Source organism: Luteolibacter arcticus (assembly GCF_025950235.1).
GTDB classification, from domain to species: Bacteria; Verrucomicrobiota; Verrucomicrobiia; order Verrucomicrobiales; family Akkermansiaceae; genus Haloferula; species Haloferula arctica.
Genome location: NZ_JAPDDT010000008.1, coordinates 270008 through 294064, shown reverse-complemented (window position 1 = coordinate 294064; position 24057 = coordinate 270008). Strand labels below are relative to the sequence as shown.

13 protein-coding genes are annotated in these 24057 nt (G+C 63.5%); 6 read left to right on the top strand and 7 right to left on the bottom strand.

Annotated elements, in window-relative coordinates; translation table 11 throughout:
* Window position 1: 1 nt before the first annotated feature.
* The 3 genes from OKA05_RS18485 to OKA05_RS18475 form a co-directional block, all read right to left on the bottom strand.
* Window positions 2-2683, bottom strand: coding sequence for a PD-(D/E)XK nuclease family protein (locus OKA05_RS18485; RefSeq protein WP_264488664.1), 2682 nt, complete (start codon window positions 2681-2683; stop codon window positions 2-4).
* 83 nt (window positions 2684-2766) lie between these two features.
* Window positions 2767-3063, bottom strand: coding sequence for a hypothetical protein (locus OKA05_RS18480; protein ID WP_264488663.1), 297 nt, complete (start codon window positions 3061-3063; stop codon window positions 2767-2769).
* A gap of 34 nt (window positions 3064-3097) precedes the next feature.
* Complete coding sequence (locus OKA05_RS18475; protein ID WP_264488662.1) at window positions 3098-5149, bottom strand: thioredoxin domain-containing protein; 2052 nt, start codon at window positions 5147-5149, stop codon at window positions 3098-3100.
* Window positions 5150-5304: 155 nt separating this feature from the next.
* Between OKA05_RS18475 and OKA05_RS18470 the strand changes: the two genes are divergently transcribed.
* Window positions 5305-6915, top strand: a complete 1611-nt coding sequence (locus tag OKA05_RS18470; protein WP_264488661.1) for a hypothetical protein — start codon at window positions 5305-5307, stop codon at window positions 6913-6915.
* A 143-nt stretch (window positions 6916-7058) separates the two neighbouring features.
* Here the strand turns inward: OKA05_RS18470 and OKA05_RS18465 are convergent, their stop codons facing one another.
* Window positions 7059-8240 carry a cysteine desulfurase family protein gene (locus tag OKA05_RS18465; RefSeq protein ID WP_264488660.1) on the bottom strand — a complete coding sequence of 394 codons (1182 nt, stop codon included), beginning with the start codon at window positions 8238-8240 and terminating at the stop codon, window positions 7059-7061.
* 233 nt (window positions 8241-8473) lie between these two features.
* Here OKA05_RS18465 and OKA05_RS18460 point away from each other — a divergent pair, with 233 nt between their 5' ends.
* Both OKA05_RS18460 and OKA05_RS18455 read left to right on the top strand, forming a co-directional pair.
* A complete protein-coding gene (locus OKA05_RS18460; RefSeq protein ID WP_264488659.1) occupies window positions 8474-9979 on the top strand; it encodes an alkaline phosphatase PhoX in 1506 nt (501 codons plus the stop codon).
* Between the two features lie 240 nt (window positions 9980-10219).
* Window positions 10220-11848: an Aq_1262 family (lipo)protein gene (locus tag OKA05_RS18455; protein WP_264488658.1), complete on the top strand. Its 1629-nt coding sequence runs from the start codon at window positions 10220-10222 to the stop codon at window positions 11846-11848.
* An 18-nt stretch (window positions 11849-11866) separates the two neighbouring features.
* On the opposite strand, the gene OKA05_RS18450 is transcribed toward OKA05_RS18455, so the two are convergent.
* A complete protein-coding gene (locus OKA05_RS18450) occupies window positions 11867-13078 on the bottom strand; it encodes a hypothetical protein (protein WP_264488657.1) in 1212 nt (403 codons plus the stop codon).
* 145 nt (window positions 13079-13223) lie between these two features.
* Between OKA05_RS18450 and cls the strand changes: the two genes are divergently transcribed.
* Together cls and OKA05_RS18440 are read left to right on the top strand one after the other, a co-directional pair.
* On the top strand, window positions 13224-14651 hold the full coding sequence (cls, locus tag OKA05_RS18445; RefSeq protein WP_264488656.1) for a cardiolipin synthase: 1428 nt from the start codon (window positions 13224-13226) through the stop codon (window positions 14649-14651).
* Between the two features lie 327 nt (window positions 14652-14978).
* A complete protein-coding gene (locus OKA05_RS18440) occupies window positions 14979-18260 on the top strand; it encodes a right-handed parallel beta-helix repeat-containing protein (protein ID WP_264488655.1) in 3282 nt (1093 codons plus the stop codon).
* Between the two features lie 209 nt (window positions 18261-18469).
* On the opposite strand, the gene OKA05_RS18435 is transcribed toward OKA05_RS18440, so the two are convergent.
* Complete coding sequence (locus OKA05_RS18435; protein WP_264488654.1) at window positions 18470-18847, bottom strand: Crp/Fnr family transcriptional regulator; 378 nt, start codon at window positions 18845-18847, stop codon at window positions 18470-18472.
* 68 nt (window positions 18848-18915) lie between these two features.
* Window positions 18916-20388, bottom strand: coding sequence for a mechanosensitive ion channel family protein (locus tag OKA05_RS18430; protein WP_264488653.1), 1473 nt, complete (start codon window positions 20386-20388; stop codon window positions 18916-18918).
* A gap of 208 nt (window positions 20389-20596) precedes the next feature.
* On the opposite strand from OKA05_RS18430, the gene OKA05_RS18425 reads away from it, so the two are divergent.
* Window positions 20597-24046, top strand: a complete 3450-nt coding sequence (locus OKA05_RS18425) for a TonB-dependent receptor domain-containing protein (RefSeq protein ID WP_264488652.1) — start codon at window positions 20597-20599, stop codon at window positions 24044-24046.
* Window positions 24047-24057 lie beyond the last annotated feature (11 nt).

The following is a 24057-nucleotide window of genomic DNA, read 5'->3' as shown; positions in this document are numbered from 1 at the left end:
CTCACGCGGCACCTCCCTTCCTCGCGACCGCTTCATCCAGGCTGCGGCCCAGCGCGAGCACCGCATAGTCATCGAAATCGACCTTCTCCGCCGGCGGCCAGAATACCCGGTTCTTCACTTGCCCGACCACCCAGCGGGCACAGGCGAGCGCCGAATCGCGGTCGGCAATGGAGAAGCCCTCCCACAGCGAAAGCTTCACGTCGCCCTCCGTCGCACCGAGTTGGAAATAGCCGAGCTCATCCACGTCCCCCAGCGCCGCGGCGTAGAGAGGCACCTGGAGGTTCTTCCAGCGCTTCGGCTTCCCGTCCCCACCCGTGGATAGGATCTGCGGGACATTCTCCAGATGCGCGGGGAAGCGGGTGCTGGCGATGATGCCGGTGCGGTGCGAGCCTTCTACGAGACCTGCCGTAGTTCCCGTCTTGTAGTCGAGCACACGACGGCGTCCGTCGTCGTGACGCTCGATCCGATCGACGCGACCGACGATGGTCACGCCTTCGATATCCAGTTCGAACTTCTTCTCCACCTCCGCGATCCGCCAGCCGTTAGACCGCTGGCATGCCTGCACGCCGGCGAACCACGACAGGCGCTGGCGCATCGATTCACGCTGGATGCGCACCGCCAGCGGCACCTTCTGGCCGAAGCGTTCCGCGATCACCCGATCGAGTTCTTCGTGCACCCATGCCTCGATCGCTTCCGCTCTCGAGAAGTCCTTTGCCTCATCATCGAGCGCCCAGCGTTCCACCACGATGTGAGCGACGTTGCCGAAATCGCGCTGGTTCCATTCCACCCGTTCCGGCGCCGGTTCGCTCATGCCCGCGACATACTTCAGGTAGAAGCGGAAGGGACACGCGAGGTAATCCGCAAACGTGGTCACGCTGATGCGAAGCTCCTTCTCAATCGCGGGCGGCTGCCACTTCCACGCTTCATCGAGCGTCCACGCGAGCGACGAATCCGGTGGCTCGATCTCATGGAAGAGTTGTTTCACCCGTGCGTGTAGCTCGGCCTCCTCCGCCGCCAGCAGCAAACGCGATGGCAGCAACACGTCCCCCTCCGAGCCGGCCTTCGCGAGCAGCAGATCGACACGACCACCGGTCCGGCGCACTTCCATCATTGCCGTGAGCAGATAGGCGTCGCGGGCATGTCGTGCGGCATCGTTCGACAATCCTAACAGCTTGCGCGTGCCCTCCGGCAGCCAGGCATCGGTGCTGGCGCGGCCGGGGACCAAGCCCTCGTTCATGCCACAGATGATCAAGTGCTTCCCGGGCTCGTGGAAAAGCTCCAGCCATCCTTGCACATCGAGCACGCGATCCTCCGGCGCGGTAGCCGCCGCCTCGGGCAAGCTGGAGCACAGCACGTCAATCCAGAACCCAGCTTCGCGGCGCACCTCCGTCGCAACGGAGGCGGTGGCATCGAGCCATTCGAAGATGGCAGCGCTATGCTCACCGCCGGGATCGACTCGTTCTAACATACGGGCCAGCCCCGCATGGATTCCCTCGCGGAGAAAGACCCCGCGATGACGGTGGAGCGCTTCCAGCGTTTCCTCCGCAAGCTGGATTGCCTCCGGATTGCGAGGATTCAGCGCGGTGATCCGCTGCAAGTCATCCCGATCGCGGGCCAGCCACTGGTCACGGGCGGCAGACAGCGCGACGACCCGCTGGGCACGCTTGCCACCGGTCAACGCGCCGGTTTCCACGAAGCCTAACAGATCAATCGCCGCCGCGGCGTCCGGCCGTGAAACAAACTGCCGCCACGTCGCCAGCCACGCCTTCAAGGGCGCAGGCGGCAAGTGCGCCGGATCGTGCAGCACCCAGCCGCCACGGCCAAACGCGCGGACCAACTCGCCCGCCGTGGCCTCGTCGGCGGAGCCGAGCGCGAGTTCATCGGATGGCGTGCCCGCCGCAGCCGCGAGCCGCATCGCTTCCGCAGCCTGTTGGCGCGGATCGGCGGTGAGGGTGACGCTCCCGCATTGCGGCCAAGCGATCCTTCGCTCCGCCCACTCCGGAATCGGCCGGCCCAGTTCATCAAACTCCCCTGCCTCGCTTTCAGGCGCTCCGATTAGAACGATCGCATTCGACAAATGGCGAGCCACCGCCGCCGGGAAATCCGGCACGCCGGCCAACACCACGCGCCGCGTGTCATCGATATCCCCCCCTCGCGCCAGCACACGGCTGCGGCTCTCAAATCTCCAGCGCTTCAATTGCAGCTCCACCTTTGCCTCCAGATCGGCAAGCGCTTCCCAACGCTCGCCCTCCACGGTCTTTCCCAACCGCCGAGCGGCATCGATGAGCAGCAGGGCATTCTCCTGCAGGTTCTTCCTGACCCCCGCGAGCGACTTTGCGAGCCCCAGTGCCCAGCCAGGGGACTCGCCCTCGCCGGGCGGCAGAGGAAAAGCCGCGGCATACGGCGACCAGTCGCGGATCGACTCCAGCACCTCCACCCAGGCCAGCAGTTCAACAGCGTCCGGCGCGGCATTTTCGGTCCGCAGGAAATGCCCAGGCGTCACCACCTTCGGCGCAAGCAAGCCCCCTGCCGCCTCGGCCAGCGCTTCCCGCAACAACCGTCCGGCCTGAGCCGTCGGGACCACCACGAGCATGCCCGGCAGTTCATCCCGCCGTGCCAACAACCACTCGGTCAGCACCCTCAGGAAGGGCCTGCTCCAGCCCAAGAAAACGCGCTCCGCCATGGCGGCATCTCAAAGCCGACAGCCACGGCCCGAAAGAAAAATCTCGGAAACAGGGTTTGGACGCGATTCACCCCGCTCCTTGGCTACCACAGCAGATTCCTCAGCCACGACAGCTTGTAGGCCTTGGTCTTGAGCGGCAGGAACAGGAACTCGTCTTCACCGGCCACCTTCAGCGACAGCAGCGGCTTGCCGCCCGCGTCGTTGACCTTCACCAGCAGGGTCTTTCCCGGTTTCAAACGATCGACGTAGCCCGCCACCTTGCCGTCCTGATAGACCACCAGCCGCTGCGGCGCGCCGGTGTCGTTCTTGATCGCGATGTTGGCGGCTTGGGCGGCTCCAGCGAGGAACAGGCTGGTGAAGAAGAGGGAAAGCGTTTTCATGCGGCGGTTCGGACGCCGGGGACCCTCGCCCCATTCATTCCATTTTCCAGGGGGAAAATTCGGCAATCCAGCCGGCCGTCGAATCGATCGGAGGCAGGCAGACCTGATCCGTGCAGACGATCACGTCGCCATCACCCGGCGAACGCGTCCACACGGCCCGCGGCAACCACGACCGGCGCATGGCTTCGGCAAAGGCAGGCTCGGGGGTGCCGCGGACTTCGATCTTCGTCACGCCGCGCTGGAGAAGATCGAGCGCCCCCAGCAGCACCGGCACGGCGAATGGCTGCACCTGCGCGGTGCGGGATCCGGCGCGTATGATGGCTTCGGCCCGGGTGGCATAAGCGGGCTCATCTAACAAGACGGCCAGCTTCAGCAGGTTCTCCGCAGCCACGTGGTTCGGGGCCGGCTCGGCACCATCGTAGTCCTCGCGGATCACGAGCAGCGGTTCACCATTCAGGTCGGTGCGGATCACGTAGCCGGCCTGATCTTCCTCCCAGTGGTCACGGTCGAGCGCGGATTGAAGCTCGCTCGCCCAATCCAGCCACGCGGGATCACCATCGGCACCGTGCATCTCGATCAGCCCGGAAATGAGAAACGAATAGTCCGCGGCAAAGCCGGGAGCATCACCGCGCTTGCCGCGATAGCTGCGCCATAGCTTCTCACCGTCCCACAATTCCTTGCGGATGAACTCTAGCGCCCCCTTGGCAGCATCGATCAAGTCGGCGCGGCCTAACACCCGGCCACCGCGGGCAAGCGCACCCACCATCAGACCATTCCACGCGGTGATGAGTTTGTCATCGCGATGCGGAAGCGGGCGCTTCCCACGAGCCTCTAACAGCACCTTGGAAGCTTGATCGAGCATCGCACGAATCTCGGCTTCAGACAGGTCGAATTGCTCAGCCAGCCCACTCATACTCACCGCCCGGAAGAGCGTATTGCGGCCTTCGAGCTCGCCATGCGGATCGCTCTCCGGCCGGGAATTACCGCTCTCCTCGACCCCATACGCCGCACAAAAGATTGCCGCACTTCGCGTATCCAGCAGCCGATAGATCTCCGCGGCTTCCCAAGTCCAATAGGCACCTTCCTTCTTCTCCGAGTCACTCGCTGAGATGAGGCTGTCGGCATCCTCGGCCGCATGGAAGGCACCGCTCGGGTCAAGAAGCTCGGTGAGCACATAGCGGAAGATGTCCTCCGCCACCTCACGGTCGCGATCATCGCCAGCAGCCTGCCAGGACTCCAGATAGAGCAAGGCGAGCTGCGCCTGATCGTAGAGCATCTTTTCGTAGTGCGGCACGTGCCAGTAGCGATCCACCGAGTAGCGGTGGAAGCCGCCGGCCAGTTGATCGTGCATACCTCCCGCCGCCATTGCACGCAGCGTGCGGCTGGTCATCTGCAGCGCCGCCTCCCTTTCATCACCGTCAAAACGATCGGCAAGCTGGAGCAACAACCGCGGCACCACCGGCCGCGGGAACTTCGGCGCGTTCCCCCAGCCACCCAGCGCCGGATCGAACATCGACTCACAGCGGTCAATGAAGTCGCCGAAGACTTTCGCCGGCGGCAGCCCCTGAAGCACGGACTCGGCGGCCGACTCCTCGCGAAGATGAGCCATCACCTTCGTCGCGCTGTCTTCCATGCGGGCGCGATCGTCCTGCCACAGCCGGCCGATCTCGGCACAGAGCCGCGGAAACCCGGCACGCCCGTAGCGGTCCTCGGGCGGGAAGTAAGTCCCGCCGACCACCGGCTTGCCCTCCGGCGTAAGCCACACGCTCATCGGCCAGCCGCCCTGACCGGTGGTCGCCTGGACGAAGGCCATGTAGGTCGCGTCGATGTCCGGCCTCTCCTCGCGATCCACCTTCACGCAGATGAAATTAGCGTTCATCACCCCGGCGATCGCCTCGTTCTCGAAGCTCTCCCGCTCCATCACGTGGCACCAGTGGCAGGTCGAGTAGCCGATCGAGAGGAAGACCAGCTTGTCCTCCGCTTTCGCCCGCGTGAATGCCGACTCGCTCCACGGCAGCCAGTTCACGGGATTGTGCGCGTGCTGGAGCAGGTAGGGCGAGGTCTCGTCCGCGAGGGCATTCGGCATGCGGGAAGCAAACCATGGAATGACCGGAAGACACGGATTTTGACAAATGCAGAATGGAACCCGCTCCGGCTCTCGCCATTTGCCGGACATTTCCTCAGATTTCTTCCAAGGAATCCCCCGCCCGCGGGTCTTGAGCAGGAGGTTCTACCACCACCATGAAAGCGACGACATCAAGTAGCACGCGGATCGTGTGGATCACGGGACTGGTGCTCGTGGCCGGATTGGCGCTGCTGCTTCGCCAGCGTGACCATGCCCGTGGACCTTCCGCAGACGGCGTAATCCACGAACCCTCCTCCGGAAAAGCCCCTGGGATCTCCTCACCCGCCAAGAACGGAGAGGGCCCGCCCTCGCTTCCTCGGGAGAGTGGCCCGCGAACATCGCTCACCGTGGATGAATTGGTGGCCATTTATGAAAAGAAGGGCGCGGCGGCGGCACTCGCTGCCGCCAAAGGCATCACCGGACCGGACCGCGACGGCCAGGTAGTCTTCATCCTCACCTATCTGGCACAGATCGATCCCGAGTGGGTTGCGGAAGCCTTGGCAGAAGCCGGGCTCTCCCACGTCCATCAGGGCTTCATCGTCAGCGCGGTGATGAATCACTGGAAGGATGGGGAGAAAGCCCTGGCATGGGCATCCGGCTTCACCGGTGATCTTCGCAAAAGCGCCGTCGGCCAAGCGCTACGCATCCTGGTGCGGACGAATCCCGAAAAGGCGACCGCCTACGTGGAAGCGATGCCCGAAAGCGGCAACCGCAGCCAGGCGCTGACCGACCTCCTTGTCTCCTGGGGCGGACACGACCCCAAGGCGGCCCTTGCCTATCTCGATCGCAGTCTTTCCCCGGATGAACGGGCGCACTCGCTCGAACTCGTGGTAGCCGCATGGGCGAGGACCTACCCGAAGGAGGCGCTCGCTTGGATCGGCACGATTCAGGATAAGACGCTGTCCGCCCGGTTGATCCATGAGGCCGCGCTGAGCTGGTCCTCGGTCTCGCCCGATGATGCCTCGGCATGGTTGGCCACCCTGCCGGACGATGCGCTCAAGGCCGGAATTCTTGACGCCATCGCCGAGCGAGAACGGAACACGATTCGATGCGAGTTCGGCTCGATCCAAGCGCCGGACCAAGGATGGAAAAACAAACCGGTCGCCGAACGGACAGTGGTGGACTTAAGAAACTGGGCAACCCAGGATCCCACCGGAGCTCGCAAGCATCTGGAACAGGCCAGCGATGGCACCGGCCTGAACGATCTCGCGACCTCTGTCGCCGCCGGCATCTCGACCAAGGAGGGACCTGCCGCCGCCTTCGAATGGGCGCAGGGACTGAACGCGGAGTCGAAGGCCACGGCCTTGCGGCTGGCAGTGATTTCATGGGCAGGCAAAAACCCAAGCGAAGCCGCGAGCGCAATTGAAAAGGTGGAGCCCGAACAACGCACAGCCCTGGCAAGCGCGCTCGTCGGAAGATGGAGCACAATCGATCCCGCAGCCGCAGCCGTATGGGTGGCGAACTCTCCGGAAAGCGATCGGAAGCCCTTGATACGCGAACTCTTGCAGCAGTGGTCCGGCTCGGAACCGCGGGAAGCCTATGCGTGGCTAGGATCGCAGCCATCCGGGGAAAGCCGCGACGAGGGCATCTCTTACATGATCGTCCGCGAAGCCTCCTCCGATCCCGCGTCACTTGTCCCTTGGATCGAGATGCTCTCCACCCCCGCCCTGCGCGAGGAAAAGCGGAAGCTGCTGGACCAATACCTCAAGCGAGCGGAGACGGAGTGATCCGCTCTTGACCGTAGGCGCTTTCGCGTAGGCGCACTGGTGACAGTGCGGAGCGGTCCCTCGTGGCGGACTGCTCCCGTGCTCCCGCGTTGCAACCAACGCGCCTACGGAGGGGAGCGTGCGGCCGCTCCGCAGACAAGCGCCTACGGCGAGTAAACCACCACCGGCCCCGTACTCCCCCCTTGCACGCGCCTGAGTTTCTCCACCGACTTCTTCACCGCCTCCGCAGCCGCCATCGCTTCCTCCATCGTGTTCAGACACGAGAAGCCGAAGCGCAGGCTGCTCTTCGCCTTCACGTCGGAAAAACCCATCGCCTTCTGCACATGCGACGGCTGCTGCTTGCCCGTCATGCAAGCGGAACCGGCCGAGCAAGCGACCCCGAGATCATCTAACAAAATCAACAAACCCGCAGCCTCGCAACCGGTGAAGGAAAGATGACTGGTCCCCGGCAGGCGGTGGAGCAAGTCACCATTCACCGTCACACCACTCACTTCCCCGACAATCTTCGCCTCGAAGGCATTCCGCAGAGCCGCTGGATTGACGCCTTGTGAAAGCCGCTCCATCGCCAGCTCCGCCGCCTTCCCGAGACCTACGATGCCTGCCGTATTCTCCGTCCCGCTGCGTCGGTCCTTCTCCTGGCCGCCACCGCGGATCATCGGCTCAAAGCGGCACCCACTGCGGATGTAGAGCGCGCCGACTCCCTTCGGCCCGTGGAACTTGTGGGCGGACAGCGAAAGATAATCCACTGGCACCTCGCGCACGTTCACCGGGATCTTGCCGACTGCTTGGATCGCATCGGTGTGAAACGCGAGGCCGCGCTCCTTGGCCACCGCGCAAGCCTCTTCGATCGGCTGGATCACCCCCGTCTCGTTGTTCGCCCACATAAGGGACACGAATCCACCCCCATCCTTCGCAGCGTCACACGCCGCCTCGATGTCCTCAAGCTTGAGACGCCCTCCTCCATCCACGCCAATCCGGGCGACCTCATAGCCCACCTCGGCAAACGTCTCGCAGGGCTTGAGCACCGCGCTGTGCTCGATGGCGCTCGTAATCACACGGCCGGACTTCCTTCCGACCAGCCGCGCCAGCCACTTCAGCGCGGAATTCGTGCTCTCGGTGCCACCGCCGGTGAAGACGACTTCATCCGACTCCGCACCGATCAACGCTGCAACCTTCTCCCGCGCGTCCTCGATCGCCTTGCGCGCGTCCTTCGCACCTCGGTAGCTGGCATTTGGGTTGTGAAAGCCTTCGCGCAGCCATGGCAGCATCGCGTCTAGCACCTCCGGCAGCAGCGACGTGGTGGCATTGGCATCGAGATAAATCACGCCATGACGCTAGCCGCCCCAGGCCCGCCCTGCAACGGCCTCGTCACCTCCGGTGACAATTCGTCCCGCCGTCTGCAACGCAATTGCCACGTGAGAAAATCGCCACACCGAAAGCGATGCACATTGCGAACGCATCTGTGCCTATCAGCACGGATCGTGGCGTCGCCATGTCATGGTCCATCCCCCAAACGAAAAAAGAAAAAGCAGCGACCATACCTATGAAATCAAACTCCTTGCGCTCCCGCCTCGCACTCACGGCGGCCCTCCTCGGCACCCAGGCCGCTTTCGCTGGCACCGATGTCTGGTTCACCCCGCTGACCCAGTCGGCCCCTGTGGTCCCGGCGAATTCCCTGGGCGAAACTTCCTCCCCGTGGGTCACCCCCGAAGGCATCCACCAGAAGAACATCCTCAGCCTGCGCGAAGTCGAGGACCAGATCCTCAGCCCGGGACAGTCGGTCATCCGCGTTCCCGGCCAAGGCACCAGCGCATCCATGTTCGACATGCTCGCCTATGACCCGACCGGCCAGTATCTCTTCATCCCCCACGAGACGCCGATCGGCGCCGGCTGCACCCGCATCAGCCTGTACGACAACCACGCCGAAGTGATCCTCGCCGGCGACCAAAAGGGCGCCAACGGCGACTGGAGCAATGACTTCGGTGCCTTCGACCCCAGCCGCTGGACTCCGAATGGCACCCTTTTCCTCGCCGAGGAGTGGTCCGGCGAAGGTCGCGTGATCGAGATCCTCAACCCGCTCGCCCCGGCCGCCGAGATCGAGTCCCGCGAACTGAACAGCATCCCGAACGTCTCCCACGAAGGCATCAACTTCAGCGAAAAGTTCGAGGACACGATCTACTTCATCGACGAATACAACTCCGGCTCGATCTACAAGTTCGTGATGAGCAAGAAGGGCGACTACACCAAGGGCCAGTCCTTCGTGCTCTCGGTGGATGCCTTCCTTTCCAGCGGGGGCAATCCGGTGGCAAACTACAATGCCGGCTCCAACGCCACCGCCGTCCGCGAGGGCATGGCGACCTGGATCCCGCTGACCGACAAGAACGGCGTGCCGCTTCCCGGCATCTCCGATCCCTTCGTCAATGGCCCGACCGGCCCCGCCACCCTCGCCGGTCGCAAGGCGGCGGATGACGCGGGGGGCACCCCCTACGGTCGTCCGGAAGACATGGCGGTTGGCCGGGCCACCAATGGTCGCGAGATGCTCTACGTCGCCGTCACCTCGGAGAACGCGGTGATTTCCATCGAGATCCTCGAGAACCGCAAGGGCAACTCCTACACCGCCACCGGCAAGGCCATCGTCCGCGTCATGGCCAACAATTCCACCCCAAAGAACCTCGGCTACGCGCCGACCACCGGCACCATCAGCTCGCCGGATAACATCGCCCTCGACTCGCAGGGCAACGTCTACGTCATCGAAGACGCCCCGAACGGCTCGTCCACCGGTGGCGACATCTGGTTCTTCCGCGACAAGAACAGCGACGGCGTGGCCGAGTCCGTCGACCACTTCATGAGCATCCGCGTCCATGGCTCGGAAGCCACCGGCATGATCTTCAACCCGGCCAACCCGCTGGAGTTCTGCGTCAGCGTTCAGCACCCGACCAGCACCGACCTCGCCGTCATCCCGAACGGCCTTGGCGACGCCGTGTGGATGTTCAACCTCGCGAACATCCCGAATAAAGGCTTCGTGAAGAACCTCGAAAAGGGCCGCACCAACACCAACCAGTAATCTCCGACGGAGCGCATCCGTGACACCCGAGGGCGGGCCCGCAAGGGCCCGCCTTCTCTTTCGTAGGCGCGGTGGTGACACCGCGGAGGCCACCGGAGAAGCGACCTTCACCTATGACTCCCGCGCTTCCACGAACGCGCCTACGGAAGATTCGCCATGTATCAAAATCGCCCCATAGCCGCGATTTCTCTTCCTCGGGTCATTTCTTACGTGACCGGACGCAGCCCCACCGACCGCCCCATGAAACTGTCCCGTCACCTCCTCGCCGCATTCCTCTCCGGTGCCGCCGCGCAAGCGGAGGATTCGCCAATTTACCAACAGATCCTCGACTCGCTGAAAACCAGCCAAGAGGTCCTGCCACGCCAGCCGAACGTAGCTCCCGCCAGTCTGCTCTACAATGCCGAGGGCGTGGTCCCCCCGATGTGCTACACGCGCACCGAGATCCGGAACAACCCCTGCTATGTCTGCCACCAGGATGGCATCGACGGCCGCGAGAACGTGATGAACGACGCCGATCTCCAGCAAGCCTACAGCTTCAGCGACGTCGGCCTGGAGAACCACTGGAAGAACCTTTTTGAAGATCGCACGGAACGGATCAAGGCGATCAGCGACGACGACATCCTGAATTACATCGCCGTCGACAACTACTCAGGACTCCCCTCACGCCTGCGCGCCGCGGATTTCAAGGGCTGGATCCCCGATCTCAAGAATCTCCATCTCGGCAAGGACGCGTTCGACGAACACGGCTTCGCCAAGGACGGCAGCCATTGGGTCGCCTTCAACTACAAGCCCTTCCCCAGCACCTTCTGGCCCACCAATGGCTCGACCGACGACGTGATGATCCGCCTGCCGGAAATCTTCCGCACCGACAAGGCGGGCAATTTCTCCGCGGACATCTACAAGGCGAATCTCGCCATCCTCGAGGCGAACATCAAGGGCGAGCAAAGCATCGGCACCCTGCCGGTCAGCGAGATCGTGATCGGAAAGGACCTCGATGGCGACGGCAAGCCCGGCACCGCGACCCGCATCAAGACCGTCACCGGCTGGGTCGGAGCAGCGGAGGACACCGCGATCGAGAGCTTCCTGTACCCGGAAGGCACCGAGTTCCTCCACACCGTGCGCTACGTCGGCATCGGCAAGGACGGCGGGATCGGCCCCTCCCCGCGCATGAAGGAGGTCCGCTACTCGAAAAAAGCGAAGGCCTACTCGAAGCCGATGTACGCCAGGAAGTACGAGCTCGAAGCGATGGAAAAGGAGCGCGGCAACCTGCCCGCCTACTACGACCTCGGGCACTACGGCCTCGACAACGGGAATGGCTGGGCACTGCACGGATTCATCGAGGACCGCCAGGGCCAGCTCCGCTCTATGACCTACGAGGAAAACTTCTCCTGCATGGGCTGCCACAACTCGGTCGGCTCGACCATCGACAAGACCTTCAGCTTCCCGCGCAAGCTCGATGGCTCGAAGGGCTGGGGCTATCTGGACCTGAAAGGCATGCCCGACGCGCCGAACAAGGGCGAGTCGCTCGGCGAGATCGTCACCTACCTCAGCCGCGCCGGCGGTGGCAGCGAGTTCCGCAACAACGACGAGATGACCGCGAAGTGGTTCAAGCCGGATGGCTCGGTGGACCACGAGAAGCTGCTCGCGGCCAAGGACGTTTACGACCTGATCACGCCATCCCGGGAGCGAGCCCTCGCCCTGAACAAGGCCTACCGGACCATCGTGGAGGACCAGGACTTCATCTACGGCAAGGACCCCGTGCTCACCCCGCCGAAGAACGTTTACGACAAGATCGACAACGAGAACACGCCCACCCTTCCGGAAGAGCGGACCTTCAAGTGGAATATCCTGCTCGATTGGCCGGAATAACGCGGACCCCACTGACCGCTACTCTCGCTCGAAGTCCGCCTCGTGTTCGAGCATGTAGATGTAGAGGAAGAGATCGTCCTCTTCATACTCTCCCGCCTCCACCGGAAGGCCGCCCTCCTGAAGCGCGGACAACTGCCTGCGGAAGTCGTCCCCAAGCGCTTTAATCCGGCTCTTTCTCACCTCCGGATTCCGTTCCATGGCGACCGGGCCCAGAATTGCCATGAACGCCTCCACCCACGCCGCGCGGGCCGGTGCTCCCGTCTCCCGAAATGCCTCCACTATTTCTGCCAAGGAAACACCTTCCAGTTCATCATGCTCCACCAAGATCATGAGATTCCCATTCGAAATCGCGTAGGACGCCCGGTAGGCGATCATCACCGCGCGCTCACGGTCGTTCAAATTCGCGACACCGCCGCGATAAGCACGCCCACCGATGCTATCGGGATGAGGAAGCCCCCGGAGAGCGGCCAATTCCATCCCGGCCCGAGCCCGGACCTCCGCTCCGGAGTCGATCAGGAGTTTCAACAGACGCTCGCCCTCTGACGGATCCACCGTAGCCGCGGCGCGTGCCATCTGCAGGCGAACCGCCACATCACGATAACTTCGCGGTTGCCCGACGGGTGCGTATTCGATGGGGGGCAGTGGCACCTTGGCGTCGTTCATCGCCGAAAAAATGTCGAGGAACAGCGGATGTTCCGCGGTCAAGTACTCCGGCGAAGTCAAGATGCGCATCGCCCAGTCGCGATCGAGTTCGAGTAGCGCTGCCGCGATACCCAATTGAATTCCGTCAGCGGCGCGAGAATCAAGCAATGGCAGCAGCATCTTGAACATCTGGACCCGATAATGAGGCTGCGCATCGCCGCTGGTGCAGGCTTTGATCACATCGGTGGCGACACCGCGATACCTCTTGGCACCGAGGATGCGGGAAACCCATGGCAGGGCGTCGTCTTGACCGGAAGCGATGATCGCCCCACGGACTGAATCGCCGGAAAGCCAGTCGCCGCCATACTTCTCTTCGAGCTGGATCAAGGCAGCCAACCGCTGGGTCGCGGGAAGCTTCTCCGCCGCTCTCAGTGCCCTTGTAGCCGCTTCGATCCGCATCGGCCGCCGAAACTTCCACCAGTGCCGCAGCATCACCGGCTGGCCATGAAACTTGCCAACGGGAAGAAAGCGCCAAAGCAGCCACGCCACCGTGACGACAACCGCTGCGGGAATCACATACGCGGGCATGGAAGGCCACGAATTGAATCGCCGGCGTCACGTGGGTCCAGCAGTTTCACAGAACCGAACGCCTAGGATCAGCTTCGATCTGGCAGGCAAAGCGAATTGCAAGCGACCTGTTGCCGCATTGGTTCCGGTCGGTTAGAGTCCCGCGATGCCAAGCCAGGAAACCTTCGCCGCCATCCTCGCCGCGGGGCTGCTGATTTTTCACGGGCTGGGTATTTTCCTCGTCATCCATGCGCTGATGAACGTGCGCACGTCCCAAGGGACGATCGCGTGGATCGTTTCGCTGATGGCGGCACCATGGATTGCCGTCCCGATGTATTACCTGACCGGCAAGACCCGCTTCACCGGCTACGTGCGCGCGCGCCGCGGCGGGGACGCCGACCTGCGCAAGCTCGCCGAGGACATGCACCGGCGGCTGCGTCACTACGAAATCAAGCCGGACGATGCCTTCGGCAGGGCCGCGGAGTTCCTCGGCGGCCTGCCCTTCACCCGCGGCAATGAGTTGACCCTGCTCATCGACGGCGAGGAAACCTTCGAGGCCTTGTTCTCGGCCATCGCGTCCGCCGAGAAATACCTGCTCGTCAATTTCTTCATCGTGAAGAACGACCGTGTGGGAAAGCGCTTCCAGCGCGCCCTGATCGACCGGGCAAAAGCCGGCGTCCGGGTTTACTTCCTCTACGACGAGCTCGGCTCGAACAAGCTGTCCCGCGCCTACCTGAAGGAACTCGCCGCGGCGGGAATCGCCCACGCTTCCTTCGGCCGGAACCGGCACTGGATTTCGCGCTTGCAGCTCAATTTCCGCAACCACCGCAAGATCGTCGTCGTCGATGGCAAGGAAGCCTTCGTTGGCGGCATCAATGTCGGCGACGAATACCTCGGCCGCGACCAGCGCTTCGGCGCGTGGCGCGATACCCATCTCAAATTGAAAGGCCCGTCGGTACAGGCGATCCAGCTCGTCTTCATCGAGGACTGGAACTGGGCCGCCGACGAGATTCCCGATCTCGAATGGTCCGGTCACGCGGAAACCGCCGACCAGATCGCCGCGGTGATCCCTACCGGTCCGGCCGATCCCGTCGAGTCGTGGCAACTAGTCGTCGCCGAGATGGCCAATACCGCCCGCGAGCGACTGTGGATCGCCTCGCCCTACTTCGTCCCGGACGGCGGCGTGATGACCGCCCTGCAGGCCGCCGCGATCCGCGGCATCGACGTGCGCATCCTGATCCCGGAGAAGGCGGATCACCTGCTGGTCTGGCTTTCCGCCTTCACCTATTTCGAGCCGTCCATCGCGTGCGGCATCAAGCTCTTCCGCTACACCCGCGGCTTTCTCCACCAGAAGGTGATGCTGAGCGACCAACTCGCCTGCGTGGGAACCGCCAACCTCGACAACCGCTCGTTCCGGCTGAACTTCGAGATCTCCGCGCTCTCCGCCGATCCGGCGTTTTCAGACGAAGTAGCGCACATGCTCGAGATGGACTTCGCCCAATCACGCGAGGTGAAGGTGGAAGAGTTCACCGAACGCTCCTTTGCCTTCCGCCTCGCCTGCCGCGCCGCCCGGCTGATGGCACCCGTCCAGTGAATGATGGCCGCGGACTATATCTGCTCTCCAGCCCCAACGCATCGGCTCCTCAGCCACAACGTATCGGCCCTTCAGCCCCAACGGGGCGAGATTCCTCAGCTCCGCCCAACGGGCGGGGTTCCAGCGAGTGACAGGATGGCGGCCTGAAGGGCCGCGATACGCTGACGGCCGCCGAAGTCCAAAATCCACCAATCCGTAGTGGTGGGTGGATTCAAAACGAGGTGACCCTGGTGACCCCGGACTTACTACTTGTCCCCAACATGTGGCAGCGGTCTATTGCGGATCGGAGCAAAAAATCCCCCCTGCTCCGCGCGTCCCTCCCTGGCCATGAAAACTTCGCTTCTTCTCGCGGCGGTGCTCCTCGCTCCGCTTGCCCTTCGCGCCGACCTGATCGGCCATGACTCCTTCCACTATCCCGATGGCCCCATTCAAGGCGCCAGTGGCGGAGCCTTCTGGGACCGCCGGAATGTTGCTCCGGCCGGTCACGATGGCGGCGTTTCCGACTGGGATGCATTGGCCGGCACTCCTCTCATCAGCGGGGGAGCGCTCGTCACCAGCAACTTCGCTTCCGCCATCCGCGAGTACCACGGCCCGGGTGAAGGCTTTCCCCCCAGCGACGAGGCGGATGGCGCGGTGAACGAAGGCCACGTCGCGAAGGCGGTCTATTACCGGGTCAGCTTCACCCCCACGGCCGGCGTGAGCTTCGCTGGCATGAGTTCGTTCGACTTCCCCTCGGAGCAGATCTTTTTCGGCGTGCCCTTTGGCGAGACGAATTTCGGCATCGATGTGGTAGGGGTCAGCCGGAACATGTCGTCCATCCCCGCCACGGCCGGCCAGACCTACACGCTGGTTGCCAAGGTGGACTTCGCCAATGACCTGCTGGCGCTTTACATCAATCCCAACCTGACCGCACCGGAATCTTCATCCGTGCCGGCGGTCACCGTCCCCTACACCGGCACCAATTGGAGCACCGCCGTGCGACTCGCCAGCGGCGGCTCCGGCACTGCATCGTGGGACGATCTCGGCGTGGCCACCACCTGGGACTCGCTCCGGACCCGCATGGTCCTCAATGCCGGCGATACCGGAGCCGACACCCTGCGCCAAACGATTGCTGATGCCATCGCCAGCGGTGGCCGCATCACCTTCGCACCGGGGCTTTCCGGGCAGACAATCGCCCTGACCTCGGGAAACATTGAGTTCACCGGCAGCAGCGGCATTTTCATCGACGCATCGAACCTCGCACAAGGCGTCACTCTCGACACCGGCGGCCTCTCTCACCATTTCTACGTCGGCACCTCCTCGGCCGTGGCGATCAACCGCCTGAAGCTCGTCAACGGGCGGCATTGGTCGATCTACAGCGAAGGGCTGCTTTTTCTCACCGACTGCGCCCTCTCCGGCAACCGTGCTCCCCTGGGCGGCTCCGCACTCCGGGCCCACGGCAGGTCATTCCTTTCCGGCTGCACCTTCACGGACAATACCTCGTCCGCCGACGCACCGGCGATCGCGAACTACGGCCAGCCGATGCAACTCGTGAATTGCACCCTTCACGGCAACACCGCCGGTAGCAACGGCGGCACCATCTACAGCTCCGCGCCGCTGGCCCTCACCCGTTGCACCGTCACCGGCAACCACGCCGGGAACAAAGGCGGCGCGATCTTCTTCGCGTCAACCTCGCTGACCGTGACCAACTCCATCATTTCCGGAAACTCCGCCGCCGCCTCGCCCGGCATCCACAATTTGAGCGGCGCGCTTGTTGTTGAAGGCAACAACCTCATCCAGTCCTTCCACAGTGAAGGCCCCGGCACCACCTTCGGCGGATCCGGCACCATCACCGATGCCGACCCGCTGCTCACCCCGCTGGGCCGCTTCGGCGGACCGACGATGACGCGCCACCCGCTGGTCGGCTCACCGGCCATCGATGGCGGCGGCGGATCCGTCCGCCCCACCGACCAGCGCGGCTTTTCCGGCAGCGTCGGTGCCTTGCCGGACATCGGCGCGGTCGAGGCCGGGCCCTTGTTGCTTGTCACCACCCGCACCGATGAAAACAACGGCTCCTCTGCGGGTGCCGGCCGGTCCTTGCGCGAGGCACTTGCCGAGGCCACCACTCCCGGGCATCGCGTGGTGATCCCGCCGTTCTCGCCGATGGGAGCAATCAACCTGACCCTTGGCGAGCTCTCCATCCCTGCCAACGCCGGGCTGGTCATCGATGCGTCGCTCGGCCCCATCCCGGTCAATGCCGCCAGTCAATCACGCGGCTTCCACATCGGTGCCGGTGCCACCGTCGCCATGTACCATCTGTCTATCTATAACGGCAGATCCTCAGATGGCACGGATGCCACGGAGTTGCCGGTCACTTATGGAACTCCTGGCCAAGACGGTGGCGGGATTCTGAATGAAGGCACTCTCACTGTGATGAATGCCACCATCGCGAACAACCGCTGCGGAGCGGGGGGCGATGGCTTGGTGCTTCCTCCGCCGATTCCAGGAGCTCCGGCGGGTTACATTTTCGGAGGCCGGGGTGGCAGCGGCGGTGCCATCGCCAACACGGGCATTCTGGCAATTCACAGCTCCATCCTCTCGCAAAACGTCACAGGTCGGGCAGGTACACTCAACATCACCGGTCTCGGCGGCTGCATCTCGAATCACGGCATCCTCGAAATCGACACCTGCCACCTCGGCTCGAACTCCACGGCGGATCAGGACAGTAACGGCGGAGCAATTTTCAACGAAGGATCCTTGGCCCTCTTCCGCTCCACTCTCTCCGACAATTCCGCCCAGTCAGGCGGCGCAATCTTGAACGAGGCCACCGCCCGTCTGGAGAACTGCACACTCTCCGGAAATCGCGTCAGTTCAGGCGGCGGAGCGGCGGAGAACACCAGTGGCAGCACCTTGACCTTGTTCCACTGCACGATCTCTTCAAACACCGCTGGCGGGTTCGGCGGTGGCGCCATCTACAACGCGGGAAGCCTGATCGCGAACCATACCATCGCCGCCGGCAACCTCCCTAACAACCTGATCGGCAATCCACTGACCGGCAGCGGAAATTTCACCGCTGGCGATCCGGGACTGTCCCCGCTCCGATTTTGGAGCCCCGGCTTCCCCACGCACGTTCCCCTGCCCGCCTCACCAGTCATCGATGCCACCACGGGCCCCTCCACCGCCACCGACCAGCGCGGCCTGCCACGCGTTTCCACCGCGGACATCGGCGCGACGGAATTCCAAGGCTACCCGGACCTCGCCGCTTTCTGGGAAGAAGACTTCGACAACGACGGCAACACGTTCGGCATCGAGCACGCCCTCGGCACCGACCCGCTGGTCTTCGACCGGTCCTCGTCCCAAAACCCTGCCGTGCGAAACGACGGCTCTAACTTTCAGGTCCAACTCGGCTTCAATGCCGCAGCCGCTCCCTACACCCGCTGGATCCTGAAGCGATCGACCAACCTCATCAATTTCAACGAAACGATCTTCACCTACGACGGCCCGAACAACCAACCTCTGGCCGGTCCCGGTTTCACCTTCAGCCCCGGCGAAGCCTACTTTGGCATCTCCCAGCTCTCCACCCCGCCGAAAGCCTTCTTCCGCTTCGAAGCCGAATTGGTCCCACCATGACCCCGAAAGCAACGGACCGAGGCTCTTGCTTGGAAGCGCAGATATCCAAGCCGGCCCGGGCGAAGAATTTGAACCGCGGAATAGCGCGAAAATACGCGAAATCTGTTAGATAGGGAATTTTCTCCTGCTTTTAGATTTCGCGCTTTTTCGCGTAATTTCGCGGTTCACTCAAAACTTCCAACTCGCCCAAAAAGCTCGAGCCGTTGGCTCTAAACGTCGTCGTAGATCTGCTCGACGTACGTGTGAGTCATCCACGCCAGGCGGCGCGCGAGATTGCGGGCGATTTCCAGCGTGATTTCATGGCTGCCGGCAATCACTGATGCCGCATCTCTCACCACGGCGAAGGTGCAGGGCGTCAGCGCGACGACCGTGGCGGTGGCAGGCACCCCGAGCAGTGCGGACATTTCACCGATGGCCGAGCCTTCCTTGGAGATCCGCCCGATCGAGAGCTGATCGCGCGTGACTTCCACCTCGCCGTTCTTCAGGAGAAAAAGGTCACCCGAGGGCGCGCCCTCCTTGATGACGACATCGCCCTCGGCGAAATGGATTTCAGGGACATCTCCAACAAGTTCCAACAAGCTCGGCATCCCAGAGCCGCTAGGCCCTGCCCATCCTTGCATCAACCCAACAATGGTGACGAAATCGCCCGATCCCCTCAGTTCGGCGGAGCGGCGCTGCGGAAGATACCCATCATTTTCCCGAGCAGCACCGCCGCGAGGCCAGCGCGCTTCTCCTCGTGGTTCTCGTCATGGGCCGCGTTTTCCTTCGCGTGCCGGCGGAGATTGCGGCCGGCGAGATTGTGGCTGAGCTGTGTCATGATGTCGGGATTCGCCTCCAGCAGCGGCGTGACCGCCTGGCGGTCGATCCGGTAGGCCGCGCCGCCGGTCGCCGCACGGATCGTCGCGGTCCGGGGCTCGCCGGTGAGCAGCGACATTTCTCCGAAGTAGTCGCCCGCGTGCATCGAGGCGACAAGCACCTCGCGGCCATCGACGGTGACCAGCACCTCCACCGCGCCCTCGACCAGCAGGAACATGTCGTGATCCTCGTTGCCTTGACGGATCAGCACCTCGCCTTTGTCGAAGCGGACCAGGGCAGCGCTTTCCGCCAGGCGGTCGAGCGAGCCGTGATTCACCCCATGGAAAAGCGCCAGCCTGCCCAGCAGCTTCGCGCGGGCGGCGGGCGTGACGCTGTCCAGAAGCTCCCGCTGCTCGCGATGCAGGATCACCTTCTCCGAAAGCGGGATGCCGGATAGCTGCAGGTGCCGCAGGACGCTGCGCGCCACCGTGTCGATCGCGAGGTCCGATGAATGCGCAGCGGGGTCGAGCCAGAAGCGGATCCAGTACACCACGCCGGACGCCTCCATCCCCGTGATGAGCACATCAGGAGCTTTTCCAGCATCCGGTCCGCCCTCAATGCCGACGGTCCCCTCCACGGCGGCCAGTAGAACCTCGCGCGCCCGGTCGGGATCGAGCTCGGGCGGCAGCTTCACCTTCAGGTCGAAGCGGCTGAGCCGCGATGGCCGCGAGTAGTTCGTGATGATCGCGGTGCTCAGCGTACTATTGGGACACACCACCAGATTGCCCGAGCGCGTCCGCAAGTGTGTGGTCCGCCAATTGATTTCCTCCACCCAGCCAGCTTGCGGGGTCGCACCGCTGCGCCGCGCAATCTCGATCCAGTCACCGATCCGGAATGCCGAGTCGAGATTCGCGCTGAGACCGGAAAAGATATCGAGGATGATGGGCCGCAACGCGAGACCCACGACCACCGCAATGACGCTGGAAAGCGTGAGCAAGCTGGTGAAGGCACCGCTGAAAACGACATTCACCGACAGCAGGATTGCCGCGAACACGAACACCATCCCGATGAGGTGCTTGAGGATCCTCGGCACCGGCCGGCCCTTGGTCCTCGCCACCGCCATGTCCAGCACCACCGTGCAGAACAGCCGGTAGATCAGCGCGAAGCCCAGCAGGATGCAGGACACCGCCGCCACTTTTTGCCAGTCTTCCTCGCTGATGAATCCGCCGCCCCGGTAGCGGTCGAGCACGGCGACCAATACCAGTCCCGCGAACGGAACGGCAGTCTCGCGGAAAATGCGAGCCAGGGGATGTGGGCGGACCGGGGAGGTCATGTCGGCTTCACGATGATTGCGCACGCTGCGCGCTTCCCCAGCGTCGTCTCCAGCACAATTCAGGCCGGAAGCAATTTGTCACAAAAGCGTCACAGCCTTACCCAACGAGCCGCAATCCTCATCCCAAGCTACGATCCCCATGTGACGATTTCATCACGAAGCGAGTATTTGCCTTGTTGCCCCCGCCGACGGGAGGACCATGCGGGGGATGGCCTTCCCCCTCCCTCGGGCCTTGTGGTTGGTGGCAATCTCCGTCGCCACGGCCGCGGCCGAACCCTCAAAGGAGGGGGGTAAAATCGTCGCCACAGAGAACGAGGTCGATCGCTCTGCCGCTCCCGCGAAATGGGTGAAGGCAGCCATCGGCGATGGGATGAAATGGCAGGAGCAGGTCCGTACCGGCGAACTCAGCCGCGCGGCCATCGAACTCTCGACCGGCGGTGTCCTCAGGATGAGCGAACTGACCAGCCTGCGCCTTCAGCCACCGTCGACCGGCCAGGCGGACGGCCGCAGCAAGATCGATTTCGGCAAGGGCGTTGTCTATTTCTTCAGCCGCTCCGATGCGGAGTCAGATATCAAGACGCCGACCGCCAGCCTCAACATCCGCGGCACCGAATTCGTCCTCGAGGCCACCGGTGGAAAGACCGTGGTGACGATGATCGACGGTGCCGTCACGCTCTCGAACCCCATCGGCGCGATCGATCTGGCAAGCGGTGAGCAAGGCATCGCCGAGCCCGGCAAGGTCCCGCGCAAGACCGCCGTGCTGGATGCCTCGGAGGACATCCAGTGGTTTCTCTACTACCCCGGCATCGCGAATCCCGCCGGGTTCCCAGGGCTGGGCGGAAATTTCGCCGCGTCGCGGAAAGCGTATGCGGAGGGCGATCTACTACGCGCACTGGAGTTGCTGCCGGCGGCGCGTACGGCAGAAGAACACCGCTACTCTGCGGCGGTGAAATTGGCGAGCGGGCGGATCGATGAGGTCGAGGAAGACTTGCGGCAAGCCGGTGACGGACCGCTGACCGAGTCGCTGCGCCTCTTGATCGATGTCGTGAAAAGACCCGCGGCAGAAATGGCACACGTGAATGCTCCCGCCACCCTGGAGGGGCGGATGGCGCTTTCGTATGCGCTGCAATCCCGCGGCGAACTCGAGGGATCCTTGGCCGCGGCGAAGGAAGCAGTCACCATGTCGCCGGACTTCGGCCTCGGCTGGGCTCGGGTGGCGGAGCTGGAATTCAGTTTCGGCCGGACCAAGGAAGCCATCGCCGCGGTGGAGAAGGCACTGGCGATCTCGCCACGGAATGCGCAGGCGATCTCATTGAAGGCCTATCTGGAGATGTCGCGCAATCGCATCCCGGAAGCACGGCAGCTCTTCGCGCAAGCCATCGCCATCGATCCCGCGCTGGGCAATGCCTGGCTCGGCCAAGGACTCGCGCACTTCCAAATGCGAAACCGCGAGCAGGGCGTGCGCTCGATCACCATCGCCGCGGCGGTGGAGCCCAACCGCTCGTTTCTCCGCAGCTATCTCGGCAAGGCATTCGCCGAAACCCGCAGGGACGCGCGCGCCGGACATGAACTCGGGCTCGCAATGAAGCTCGATCCCGGCGACCCGACCCCACCCTTCTACCGCGCGCTGCTCGATCAGCGGGACAACGCCTACAACAAGGGCATCGCCGACCTTGAGGAATCCATCGAGCTCAACGACAATCGCTCGATCTACCGCTCCGGCTTCCTCCTCGACAAGGACCGCTCCGTCCGCGAGTCGAACCTCGCCGCCTTCTATCACAATGTCGGCATGACCGAGGTGAGCCTGGAAGAAGCGCGGCGCTCGGTGGTCAGCGACTACCTCAATCCCTCGGCTCACCTCTTTCTCTCTAACAGCGCCGCCGCCCTCCGCGATCCGCGGCGGGTCTCGCTGCGGCAGGAAACGCCATGGTTCAATGAACTGCTGATGGCGAATATCATCTCCCCGGCCGGCACCGCCCTGCTACCGCAGAACATTTCGCAGCAGGAATACACCGAACTCTTCGATACCCGGCCCTTCGGCTTCACCAACCGCACCAACTACCGCGGCGATGGCGAGTTCCTCTCCACCGGCACCGCGATGATGCGCTTCGACCGCACCAGCATCGCGCTCGACTACGACATCTTCAACGCTGACGGCGACCGGCCGAATCAGGACGTCGAGCGCTCCACCGCCTACCTCCAGCTACGGCATGCGCTGACCCCGCAGGACAGCATCTACCTTCACCTGAAGTTCCAGGATTTCGAGGGCGGCGACCTGCGGCAACTCTACGACCCCACGACCTACGATCCGGACTTCCGCGTCGAGCAGGAGCAGTCGCCGGTGACGATGGTCAGCTACCAGCACGAGTGGTCGCCGGAGAGCCGCACGCTGATGCTCGGTGGTGCATTGACCGATCGAATCCGCAGCCGCAACGCCGGTGCCACGAGCTTCGCGATGTTGATCGATCGTGCGAACCCGGGCCTCTCGACACCGCTCTCCTTTACCAGTGACATCACGCAGGAGCGGGAAACCGAAGTCTATTTCGGCGAAGTGCAGCACATTTGGAGCACTGAGCACCAGACGCTGCTCTTCGGCACGCGCTTCGAAAGCGGCAGCTTCCCCACGACCAATACGCTTTCGAAACAATCCATAAGCGGCATCTTGCCGGACGATCCCTTCGTCCTTTCTGCGGACCCGGACTACGAGCGTTGGGTCGCCTACATCTACTACACCCGCGAGCTCGTAAAAGGACTTTGGGCGACCGGCGGTCTCGCCTACGATTGGCAGGAGTATCCCTTCAACAGCAGCCTGCCGCCGGTCTCCAACGCCCGCGAAGAAAGCTCCGCACTCCTGCCGAAAGCTGGCCTCGTCTGGACACCCTCCCACGAGCTCACGATGCGCCTCGGCTACGCGCGTTCGCAGGGCGGCTCCACCTTCGACGAAAGCGTGCGTCTCGAGCCAACGCAGGTCGCGGGCTTCACCCAGTCCTTCCGCACCTTGATCAATGAATCGGTTGTGGGCGGCGTTCCCGGGCTGCTGTTCGACATCGGCGGTGCGAGCGTGCTCTACAAATTCCCCACCCGCACTTACCTCGGCGGCGAGGCCTTCGTTCGCACCGCCGCAGCGGATCGCGGTGTCGGCGTGCTGGCGGTCGATTCCTCGACGTTCACTTACTACGACACCGTGCAAATCGCCGAGGATCTCGACTACCAGGAATGGGGAGGCACCGCCTACGTGAACCAGCTCCTCGGTGAGGAATGGGCGCTCGGCGCACGCTACAGCTATACCAGCGCCGATCTTGACCGCTCGTTCCCGGAACTCACCGCATCCGGGGTGCCGGGCTTTTCCTCCGCCGAATCCTCAGACCTTCATCAAGCCGAGGCCTACCTGATCTGGAACCATGCCAGTGGCTGGTTCAGCCGCTTGAACGCGCGCTTCTTCTCGCAGGATAATTCCGGCTACACGCCCACCCGGCCCGGCGACTCGTGGACGCAGCTCGACTTTTCCCTCGGAAAGCGTTTCCTCGACAATCGCGGCTCGCTCGAAGCCGGCGTCCTCAACCTCACCGGTGAGGACTACCGCTTCAATCCCCTGCTCACGCTGCCCGACTTTCCCCGTGACCGCACCTTCTTCGTCGAGATGCGCTTCGACCTGTAGAATTCCCCGCC

Coding starts and splice junctions, on each gene's coding strand:
- OKA05_RS18485 (WP_264488664.1), bottom strand. CDS start 2,683: ATGGCGGAGCGCGTTTTCTTGGGCTGGAGCAGGCCCTTCCTGAGGGTG.
- OKA05_RS18480 (WP_264488663.1), bottom strand. CDS start 3,063: ATGAAAACGCTTTCCCTCTTCTTCACCAGCCTGTTCCTCGCTGGAGCC.
- OKA05_RS18475 (WP_264488662.1), bottom strand. CDS start 5,149: ATGCCGAATGCCCTCGCGGACGAGACCTCGCCCTACCTGCTCCAGCAC.
- OKA05_RS18470 (WP_264488661.1), top strand. CDS start 5,305: ATGAAAGCGACGACATCAAGTAGCACGCGGATCGTGTGGATCACGGGA.
- OKA05_RS18455 (WP_264488658.1), top strand. CDS start 10,220: ATGAAACTGTCCCGTCACCTCCTCGCCGCATTCCTCTCCGGTGCCGCC.
- OKA05_RS18450 (WP_264488657.1), bottom strand. CDS start 13,078: ATGCCCGCGTATGTGATTCCCGCAGCGGTTGTCGTCACGGTGGCGTGG.
- cls (WP_264488656.1), top strand. CDS start 13,224: ATGCCAAGCCAGGAAACCTTCGCCGCCATCCTCGCCGCGGGGCTGCTG.
- OKA05_RS18440 (WP_264488655.1), top strand. CDS start 14,979: ATGAAAACTTCGCTTCTTCTCGCGGCGGTGCTCCTCGCTCCGCTTGCC.
- OKA05_RS18435 (WP_264488654.1), bottom strand. CDS start 18,847: ATGCCGAGCTTGTTGGAACTTGTTGGAGATGTCCCTGAAATCCATTTC.
- OKA05_RS18430 (WP_264488653.1), bottom strand. CDS start 20,388: ATGACCTCCCCGGTCCGCCCACATCCCCTGGCTCGCATTTTCCGCGAG.
- OKA05_RS18425 (WP_264488652.1), top strand. CDS start 20,597: ATGGCCTTCCCCCTCCCTCGGGCCTTGTGGTTGGTGGCAATCTCCGTC.